The sequence below is a fragment of the Nocardioides sp. genome (assembly GCF_004803405.1).
GTDB classification, from domain to species: domain Bacteria; phylum Actinomycetota; class Actinomycetes; order Propionibacteriales; family Nocardioidaceae; genus Nocardioides; species Nocardioides vastitatis.
In genome coordinates this window covers 1-9,181 of the sequence record NZ_SSXI01000315.1, presented here as the reverse complement: position 1 = coordinate 9,181, position 9,181 = coordinate 1, and the positions used below count along the sequence as shown (strand labels likewise).

The window sequence follows — 9,181 nt, the reverse complement described above, 5'->3', positions numbered from 1 at the left end:
ACTCGCACCTGCCGGCCGAGCCGACCGTCACCGCGGCAGCCGACGGCGCGCTGGCCGGCACCAAGACCCTCGTCCGGGCCGGCATGGCGGCGGACGCGCTCCTGGTCACGGCCACCGGCCCGACCGGGGTCGGCGTCCACCTGGTCGACGCGACCGCGCCCGGAGTCTCCCGCGTCGCGCAGCGGACCAGCGACGGCGACCGCACAGCGCGGATCAGCTTCTCCGGTGCCCCTGCGACGCTGGTCGGCAACGCGACGGCCGCCACTCGCCTCGGTCAGCTGCTCACCGCCTGCGCGGCCGCCGAGCAGCTCGGTGTGACGGAGGGTGCGCTCACGCTGACCGCGGAGTACGCCAAGACCCGAGAGCAGTTCGGCCGCCCGATCGGCACCTTCCAGGCCGTCTCCCAGCGGCTGGCGGACGGGTTCATCGACGTGCTCGGCCAGCGGCTCACGCTGTGGCAGGCGATCTGGCGCCTCTCCGAAGGGCTGCCCGCGGCGACGGAGGTGGCGACCGCGAAGCTGTGGGCGGCCGACGCGGGCCACCGGATCGCGCATACGACCGTTCACGTGCACGGCGGCGTCGGCATCGACCTCGACGGCGAGGCGCACCGCTACTTCACCAGCGGCAAGCGGTTCGAGTTCCTCTTCGGAGGCGCCACCGAGCAGGCGCTCGCGATCGGCCGTTCGTTCGCGTCGTGACGCGCATCAGCCGTCGTAGGGCAGCTCGGTCGCCCAGCTCGCCTCGTCCTGGTCGATAGCGGCGCGTAGCGCTGCCGCGACCCGGTCCGGCGTGAACGGGCCGTCACTGGTGAGCGTGCCACGGACGGTCACCGACACCGCCCTGATCCCCTGGTTTTTGAGCACCGCGTCCAGGCTGTGCACCAGGTTGCGCACGCCGGCCTTCTGCACGCCGAGGGAGGCGGCGCCGAACCATGGCTTGTCGGCCGCCATGCTGCCGGTCACCGAGATCCGCGCGCCGGGGCCGAGGAACGGTCTGGCCGCCTGCACCAGCGTGAGCAGGGCACCGACCCCGAGCCGGACGTCGGCCAGCAGCTCGTCCGGCGTCAACGCGAGCGGGTCCTTCTCGCGAAAGACGCTCGGGTTGAAGTGCACCACGTCGAGCGACCCGTAGTGCTCGCCCATCTGGGTCACCGCGGCGCGGGTCGCGGCGTCGTCGGTGAGGTCGACGACCACCGACTCGGCGGACCCGCCGGCCTCGGCGACGCGGTCGGTCAGCGCTGCGAGCACCGACTGCTCGACGCCGAGCAACCCGAGTCGAGAGCCCTCTTCGGCGTAGATCCGGGCGAGCGAGCCGCTCACGCCCGGCCCGGCGCCGGCGATGATCACGTTGCGCGTCATGCGGACAATCTAGGGCGCGGGTCTAGTCTCGGGTGGGTGGACCGCTCCTCCTACGTCGATGCCGCCCGCACCGCGCTCGACCTTGCTTCCACCCCCGAGGTCCGCGCCGCCTGGGACGCCGAGAGCGCATGTGCGGGGATGTCCGTCGGCGGGCTCACCCACCACCTGCTGCAGCAGATCGTGAACAGCGTCCGGCTGCTCGAGGCGGAGCCGGTCGAGGAGCAGCCGATCGCGCTGCTGGACCACTACGCCCGGGCGGCATGGGTGAGGGCCGGGCTTGACGACGAGGCCAACGTCACGATCCGCGAGGAGTCCGACGCAGAGGCAGCCCACGGCACCGACCACGTGCTCGCCGTCGCGAAGGACGCGCTCGAGCGGCTGCCAGCACTGCTCTCCGCGCCGCGTGCTCCCGACCTGGTGCGGATCCCGTGGCAGGGCTGGTCGCTGGCGACCGACGACTTCCTGGCGACCCGGGCGATGGAGCTCGTCGTCCACGGCGACGACCTGGCGGCCTCGGTGGGCCTCCAGACACCGGAGTTCCCCGAGGACGTCGTGGCCGCTGTACTCGCGCTGCTCTCCGGCGTCGCGGTCCGACGGCACGGGCAGGTCGCCGTCGTCCGGGCACTCAGCCGGCCGCAGCGCGCGCCGGACTCCGTCTCCGCCTTCTGATCCGCTACTTCTTGAAGGAGCGGAACCCCACGAAGTCGTAGTGGTCCCACCTGCTGGCATCCATGTGCAGGGAGATCGACAGGATGCCGACGCCCTCGGTCGCGTTCATCGCGCTGATGAACAGGTCGTGGCCGATGTTGAGCCCGGTGTGTCCCGACTCGCCCTTCTCCTTGTTGTGGAACGAGACCAGGTCGCCGGTGCGGGCGAAGGTTCCCGGGCTCAGCTCCGCGGGGTCCTTCGTCTCCTTCGTCTTCTGCCAGCCGGCCTTGGGGTCCTCGACATACTTCTCGAACACGCCGCCGGAGAGCACGTACTTCGCCACGACCTTCCCGGCGGCGTCGAACTCGTCGATCTCGGCGACGGTCTTGCCGTCGGCCGCGAGGTGGATCAGCTCCGAGTAGGGGAAGTGCTTGAGGTCCTTGCCGGGCTCGAGCCTCGGCTTGCCGCCGGACACGGTCGCAGCCAGGTCGTTCGCCTTGTACGACCACGTCTTGTCGCTGCCGTAGAACGGGTACTTGGCCTTCCCGATCGCGCCGCCGGTCTTGGCCAGGTACGCGTCCGCGACGAGCTTGTTGCACTTCCAGGACCCGGCGCCGAACCGACCTGTGCTGCCCGGCACTCCCGGGTTCTCCGCGCCCTCGCTCCCCGGTCGGCTGGTCATCCACATCTTGTTCTGGGCGGAGGGCGCCCCGGCGACCTTGTCCATGTTCAGCTTCTCCGCGGCGAACACGACCGCCTGCAGCCGGTCCGGCAGCGCCGCGAAGGTCTTGTGGCTCGCGATCTCCCCGGCGAGGTCGTTGACCGCCGCGAACAGCCGGACGTGGAACCCCGAGTCGTCGCCGTGCGGCCCCGCGGACCCGTGCAGGGTCGCGTAGCCGAGCATCTTGCCCAGCGCGGCGGCGGCACGCTTGTGGCCCGCCTTGTCGAGCGCGACCACGCGAGCAGCCCCGACGGCGCCGAGGACCGCCGCGCGGAGGCCCTCGGTGAACCGCTGCACCGTGGCCTGGTTGCCGGCCAGGCGCTGGAGGGTCGAGACGTGCCGGACGTCGGACGGCCATGCGGCGGGCGAGCGGTTCGGCACTGGGGCGCGGCTCGGACGTGCCCGCACCGGGTCGGGGCGCGTCCCTGCCGCCACGCCGGCTCGGCGCGGCTCACCGTGCAGGGAGTCACGCATCCCGTCCATCGTCCGCCCGTAGGTTCCGAGGCAGAAGGCGAGCGAGGGTGCCCGATCAGGCGGGCGCGCTGCCCGAAGGGGCTAGTGGCTGCCGGTCAGCAGCGTCTCGACGCCGTTGGTCAGCCGCACGGCATAGAACCCGCCGGTGCCGTCGGAGTACCACACGCTCGCGTTGTCGACGTCCCATGCCGGCTGCGACAACGCGTTCGCCCCACCGGAGTCCGGCTTGTTGAAGTAGCCGACCTCGCGTGGACTCTCCACGTCGCTGATGTCGAAGATCCGCAGGCCGGAGCCGAGCATCGAGCAGCCGGCGATCCTCGGGTTCTTCGGGGTCGGCACCGAGCAGTAGTGGGCGGCGTAGCCACCGATCGGGCTCCGCGCCCCGGGGTCGGCGAGGACGTCCTCTGTCCGGTTGGCCTGCTGGTGCACCTCGAGCCGGATGTCGGAGACGACGAACGGCTTGCGCGGATCGTCGACGTTGATGATCCGGGCCGCTCCCACGGGGCTGACACTGGCGTCGAAGCCGTTGATGTCACCGAAGAGGTCCATGAACTCGTCGACCTCGAGCACGTAGCGGTGCCCGTGCTGCGTGAACGGCTGCGCGACCTGCGGGATCGACGAGCCCTCCCAGCGCAGGTCGGAGAGAAGGTGCACGCGGGCGCCGGGCTTGCGCGCGTGGACCTCGGAGACGTCGAGGATGTGGAGGCCGGCTCCGTCGAGGAGACTGGTCCCCCGGGGTCGGCCCATGTTGGCGACGTACATCGTCCTGCCGTCCTGGCTGAACCGCAGTCCGTGGTAGACCACCCCGGTCTTGGTGAAGACCGGCCGCGGCAGCCGGGGGTTGCTCACGTCGATCGCGGTGAGCGTGAACCCACCGGCGCCCGAGGACCAGAAGGTCTTCCCGTCGGGAGAGAACCCACTCTCGTGCCCGAGGAGCGCCGACGGTGTGCTGGACAGCAGCCGCGGGCGGCGGCAGTCGCTGCGCACGTCGTACACGTCGAGGACTCCGGGTGCGGTCATGGCGTTGCCCATGACCGCCGCGAGCAGCCCACGCTTCTCGTTGACGAGCAGCGACTCGTGTGGGCTGAGCATGGCCGGCGTGACCAGGTTGGCGGTCTTGCGCGGGTGGGCCGGGTCGCTCATGTCCAGCACGACCACGCCCAGCCCGGTGCCGTTCAGCAGGTTGCCGGCGACGTCGGTCCCGATCATCCGGGTGGAGTCGTAGAACGCGCAGGTGTTGCCCCGGGCGTCGGTGTAGCGAAGCACCTTGAACCCGCCCGTGCTGCCGTGACGGGAGACGAGCCTCGTGTTGCAGGTGTAGCCCTGCGCGGCACGACCCGAGGCGTGGTCGGAGGCCGGCACCCGGCCCTGGAGGTCGGACTCCGGCATCGATCCCGGCCCGCACTTCGCGGCTGGCACGGCGGGCCCGACCTCGGCGCCGGGGTCGCCGGACGCGGCGAGCGCGCCGCCGACGACCATCGAGGATGCGATCAGCGCCAGCGCCAGGCGCCGCACGGTCGAGCCGGTCGAGCGTGTCGGAGCCGTCATGCGGGTCATCCGATCAGAGACCCGCCACCCCGTCCAGCCGCTTGACCGTCGCCTCGAACTCGGCGACCAGGTCGGCCACGACCTCGGAGACCGGCCGGACCTCGTTCATCCGCCCCACGATCTGCCCGACCGGCATGGAGACCACCTCGGGGTCCCCCGCGGCGTTGATCCGGTTGTGCGCCTCGGCGACGAGCAGGTTCTGCAGCGGCATCGGCAGCGGCGACGGGGCGTCCTCCTCGTTCCACGCCTCGGTCCACTTCGACTTGAGCAGACGGGCCGGCTTGCCGGTGTAGATCCGGGTCCGGACGGTGTCGGACGACGTGGCCTTGGTGAAGGCAGGCACCCACCCCGCGTGCGAGTTGAGCTGCTGGTACTCCTCGGTGCCCAGCCAGATCGACCCGGTCCACACGCCCTGCGAGCCGAGCGCGAGCGAGGCCGCGATCTGGCGCCCCGACCCGATCCCGCCGGCGCCGAGCACGGGCACCTCCGGACCGACCGCGTCGACGATGTCCGGGGTGAGCACCATGCTGGCGACCTCGCCGGTGTGGCCACCGGCCTCGTAGCCCTGGGCCACGATGATGTCGACGCCGTTGGCGACGTGCGACAGCGCATGCTTGGCCGCTCCGGCGAGGGCGGCGACCTTGACCCCGGCCGCGTGGGCCTGCTCGATGACGTCGACGGGCGGCGAGCCGAGTGCGTTGGCGATCAGCACCGGCCGGTGCTTGAGGGCGACGTCGACGTGGGAGCGGGCGACCGAGTGCAGCCATCCGAGCACACCGTCCCGGCCGTCCTCCGGCAGCGGCGGGATGCCGAGCTGCTGGAGGGTCCGCTCGACGAACGTCAGGTGCTCCTCGGGGATCATCGCCTTGAGGTCGATGCTGGTGCCCTCGGTGGGGATCTTCATCGGCATCACCACGTCGACGCCGTACGGCTTGCCGTCGGTGTTCTCGTCCAGCCAGTCGAGCGTGCGGTCGAGGTCGTCGGCGTCGTTGAAGCGCACGCAGCCGAGGACGCCCAGGCCACCCGCGCGTGACACCGCTGCCGCGACGTGCTCGGAAGGGGTGAAGGCGAAGATCGGGTACTCGATGCCGAAGGCTTCACACAGTGGGGTACGCATCAGGCGCTGGCTCCTACGTCGGTGCGGGCGGCCAAGGCCATCTCCTTGGCCTTGGGGTACTGGGCCTTGCCCGTGGCGTTCCTCGGGATCTCCTCGACGATGGTCAGCGCACGGGGCAGCTTGTACCCGGACAGGTGGGATCGGAGGAAGCTCCGCAGCTCCTCCAGCTCGACGGTCTCGCCCTCGCGGGGCTCGACGACGGCGGCCACGGTCTGGCCGTACTTGTCGTCGGGCAGGCCCACCACCAGCACGTCGTACACGGCGGGATGCGCCTTGATCGCCTGCTCGACCTCCTCGGGGTAGACCTTCTCGCCGCCGGTGTTGATGCAGTTGGAGCCACGGCCGAGCAGCGTGATCCGGTTGCCCTCCTCGATCCGGGCGTAGTCACCGGGAACCGAGTAGCGCACGCCATCGATCTCGAAGAAGGTCTTCGCGGACTTCTCGGGGTCCTTGTAGTAGCCGACCGGGACGTACCCGGCCTTGGCGGTGCGACCCACCTTGCCGACGTCCTTCAGGGGATCCAGGACCCTGCCGTCGTCGTCGATCACGACGGTGTTGTGGCCGATCGAGACGACCGGCCCGTCGGTGGACAGCGCACTCGCGTCCTGTAGCCCGGTGCCCTGGAAGCCGGTCTCGGACGAGCCGATGGAGTCGGTGAAGACGGCGTTCGGGAACCTCGCCATCCACCGCTCCTTGACCGACTTGGAGAAGATCGCGGCGCTGCTGGCGATGGCGAAGAGGCTCTGGCCGTCGAAGTCGCCAGCCTCGTAGGCCTCGATCAGCGGGCGGGCCATCGCGTCGCCGGTCATGAAGAGCATCTGCACCTTGTTGGCGTCCACGATCTGCCACGTCCGGACCGGGTCGAACTTCGGCTCCAGGATGGTGAGCTGACCGGCGAAGAGGTGCATCAGCAGGCTGGCCTGTGCTCCGCCGTGCATGAGCGGGCTGAGCGGCAGGGTCACCAGGCCGTCCTGCGCCGCCTGCTTGGACTGGTCGTACTCCTCGCGGAGCTCGCCGGTCATGAAGTCGACGCCGCCGCCGAGCACTCGCCAGAAGTCCTCGTGGCGCCACATCACGCCCTTGGGGAAGCCGGTGGTGCCGCCGGTGTAGATGATGTGCAGGTCGTCCGGGGTGCGCTCACCGAAGTCGCGCTCGCCGCTCTGGTCGGTGATCGCGTCCGCGAGCAGCACGCCGCCGAACGTCTCGAGCAGAGCCAGGTCGTCCTCTGCCTCCTCGTCGAGCGGGTTCGGGACCGCCACGACGGTCCGCATCCGCTCGAACCGCGGCGCCACCTCCGCGACCAGCGGCGCGTACACCCGGTCGTGGACGAGGCCGACCAGGTCCGCGTTGTCGAAGAGGTACTCGAGCTCGCCGGCGACGTACCGGTAGTTCACGTTGATCGCGACCGCGCGCACCTTGAGGATCGCGATCAGCGCGATCACGTGCTCGATGCTGTTCTTGGAGTAGAGCCCCACGTGGTCGCCCGCACCGATCCCCCGGGACTGCAGGAAGTGCGCCAGGCGGTTGGCCTCACGCTCCAGCTCCCCGTAGGTGATGGTGCGGTCGCCCACCTGCACAGCGGGCTTCTCCGGTACGGCGTCGACGGCATGTTCGAAGAGATCGGCGATGTTCAGAGCCACAACCCGAGACTAGAACACGTTTCACTTTTTCGCTAGCGTGGTTCACATGACCAGCGCAGATGTTGAGACGTCACAGGCGGACGCCGTCACTCCCGACTGCCTCGTGGAGCAGGACGGGCACAAGCTGATCGTCACCATGAACCGGCCGGAGCGCCGCAACGCGCTGTCGAGCGAGATGCTGCGGATCATGGAACAGGCCTGGGACCGGGTGAACGCGGACCCTGAGATCCGGGTCTGCATCCTCACCGGAGCAGGCGGCTACTTCTGCGCCGGCATGGACCTCAAGACCGCCGACGAGAAGCCACCCTCGGAGAGCTTCGAGTCCGGTGAGTACGACCCGACCGTGATCAAGGGCCTGCTCAAGGGCTTCCGGCTGACCAAGCCGCTGATCGCCGCGGTCGAGGGACCGGCCATCGCCGGAGGCACCGAGATCCTGCAGGGCACCGACATCCGGGTGGCGGGCGAGTCGGCGAAGTTCGGCGTCGCGGAGGCGCGGTGGAGCCTCTACCCGATGGGCGGTTCCGCGGTGCGTCTTCCCCGGCAGATCCCCTACACCGTCGCCGCCGAGCTGCTGCTGACCGGCCGCACCCTGCTCGCACCCGAGGCCAAGGAGCTCGGCCTGATCGGGCATGTGGTGCCGGACGGCGAGGCGCTGGCCAAGGCGCACGAGATCGCGGACCTGATCGCAGCCAACGGCCCGCTCGCCGTGCAGGCGATCCTCAAGACGATGCGGGACTCCGAAGGTAGGCACGAGGACGACTGCTGGGCCGACGACGCGAGGATCGGCGCCGCGGTGTTCTCCTCCGAGGACGCCAAGGAGGGCCCGCGGGCGTTCCTGGAGAAGCGGAAGCCCGAGTTCAAGGGCCGGTAGCCCAGGGCCGGTCGGGCCCGACCCGGCATCAACGAGCCGGAGTAAAGGACAAGGCGGTGCTTGGTTCATAGACTCCCCGTTGTGGGGCTCCTCGAGCGGGAGAGCTTCCTCGACGCTTTCGAGGAGTACGCCGAGGCCGCGGCGCGCGGCTCCGGGCGGCTGGTCCTCCTGTCGGGCGACGCCGGCATCGGCAAGTCCGCACTCGTGGAGGCGTTCCGGGAGCGCCGACCCGAGCTTCGCTGGCTCTGGGGCGCCTGTGACGCCAGCTTCACCCCACGTCCCCTGGGCCCGCTGTTCGAGGTCGCGTCCCAGGCGGGTGGCGAGTTCCGGGACCTGGCGCGCGCCGCCGCCGACCGCACCGAGCTCTTCGCACGGAGCGTCGCCGCACTCGACCGGCCCGGCGAGACCACCGTGCTGGTCGTCGAGGACCTGCACGGGGCGGACGACGCGACGCTCGACTGGGTGTCCTACCTGGGCCGCCGGCTCGGGCGGATCCACGCGCTGGTGATCCTCACCTACCGAACCTCGGAGCCGCTGGCCGATGCCACGTTGGCGACCACGCTGGGTCGGCTCGCGACCCACGGCAGCACCCGGCGGATGCTGCTCCCCCCGCTGTCCGCGCGGGCCGTGGCACAGCTGGTCGCCGGCCGCGGCCTCGACCCCGTGCACGTGCTGCGGGTCAGCGGCGGGAACCCCTTCTACGTCACCGAGATCGCCGCCGACCCGACGGCTCCGGTGCCGCCCTCCGTCGCCGACGTCGTCCGGGCCCGGGTGCTGCGCCACTCCCCCGCCGCGCGCCGCATG

The 9,181-nt window shown here is 70.7% G+C and carries 9 protein-coding genes; 4 read left to right on the top strand and 5 right to left on the bottom strand.

Going from position 1 to position 9,181, the window contains the following annotated elements:
• On the top strand, window positions 1-698 hold a 698-nt coding region (locus E7Z54_RS21755), incomplete at its 5' end, for an acyl-CoA dehydrogenase family protein (protein WP_276606256.1).
• Between the two features lie 6 nt (window positions 699-704).
• Here E7Z54_RS21755 and E7Z54_RS21750 read toward each other — a convergent pair.
• Window positions 705-1,358: an SDR family oxidoreductase gene (locus E7Z54_RS21750; RefSeq protein WP_136436821.1), complete on the bottom strand. Its 654-nt coding sequence runs from the start codon at window positions 1,356-1,358 to the stop codon at window positions 705-707.
• Between the two features lie 36 nt (window positions 1,359-1,394).
• On the opposite strand from E7Z54_RS21750, the gene E7Z54_RS21745 reads away from it, so the two are divergent.
• Window positions 1,395-2,027, top strand: a complete 633-nt coding sequence (locus tag E7Z54_RS21745) for a maleylpyruvate isomerase N-terminal domain-containing protein (protein WP_136436820.1) — start codon at window positions 1,395-1,397, stop codon at window positions 2,025-2,027.
• A gap of 4 nt (window positions 2,028-2,031) precedes the next feature.
• Here the strand turns inward: E7Z54_RS21745 and E7Z54_RS21740 are convergent, their stop codons facing one another.
• From E7Z54_RS21740 to E7Z54_RS21725, 4 genes are all read right to left on the bottom strand, one after another.
• Window positions 2,032-3,201, bottom strand: a complete 1,170-nt coding sequence (locus E7Z54_RS21740; protein ID WP_136436819.1) for a hypothetical protein — start codon at window positions 3,199-3,201, stop codon at window positions 2,032-2,034.
• Between the two features lie 81 nt (window positions 3,202-3,282).
• On the bottom strand, window positions 3,283-4,749 hold the full coding sequence (locus E7Z54_RS21735) for an LVIVD repeat-containing protein (RefSeq protein WP_206056459.1): 1,467 nt from the start codon (window positions 4,747-4,749) through the stop codon (window positions 3,283-3,285).
• Between the two features lie 13 nt (window positions 4,750-4,762).
• On the bottom strand, window positions 4,763-5,866 hold the full coding sequence (locus E7Z54_RS21730) for an NAD(P)H-dependent flavin oxidoreductase (RefSeq protein ID WP_136436818.1): 1,104 nt from the start codon (window positions 5,864-5,866) through the stop codon (window positions 4,763-4,765).
• Complete coding sequence (locus E7Z54_RS21725; protein WP_136436817.1) at window positions 5,866-7,506, bottom strand: acyl-CoA synthetase; 1,641 nt, start codon at window positions 7,504-7,506, stop codon at window positions 5,866-5,868. Before E7Z54_RS21725 ends, E7Z54_RS21730 begins: the two co-directional genes overlap by 1 nt.
• A 46-nt stretch (window positions 7,507-7,552) precedes the next feature.
• Between E7Z54_RS21725 and E7Z54_RS21720 the strand changes: the two genes are divergently transcribed.
• Window positions 7,553-8,377: a crotonase/enoyl-CoA hydratase family protein gene (locus E7Z54_RS21720; RefSeq protein WP_136436816.1), complete on the top strand. Its 825-nt coding sequence runs from the start codon at window positions 7,553-7,555 to the stop codon at window positions 8,375-8,377.
• Between the two features lie 81 nt (window positions 8,378-8,458).
• Window positions 8,459-9,181 (top strand): AAA family ATPase (locus tag E7Z54_RS21715; RefSeq protein WP_168798457.1); only part of this gene is annotated, 723 nt, incomplete at its 3' end.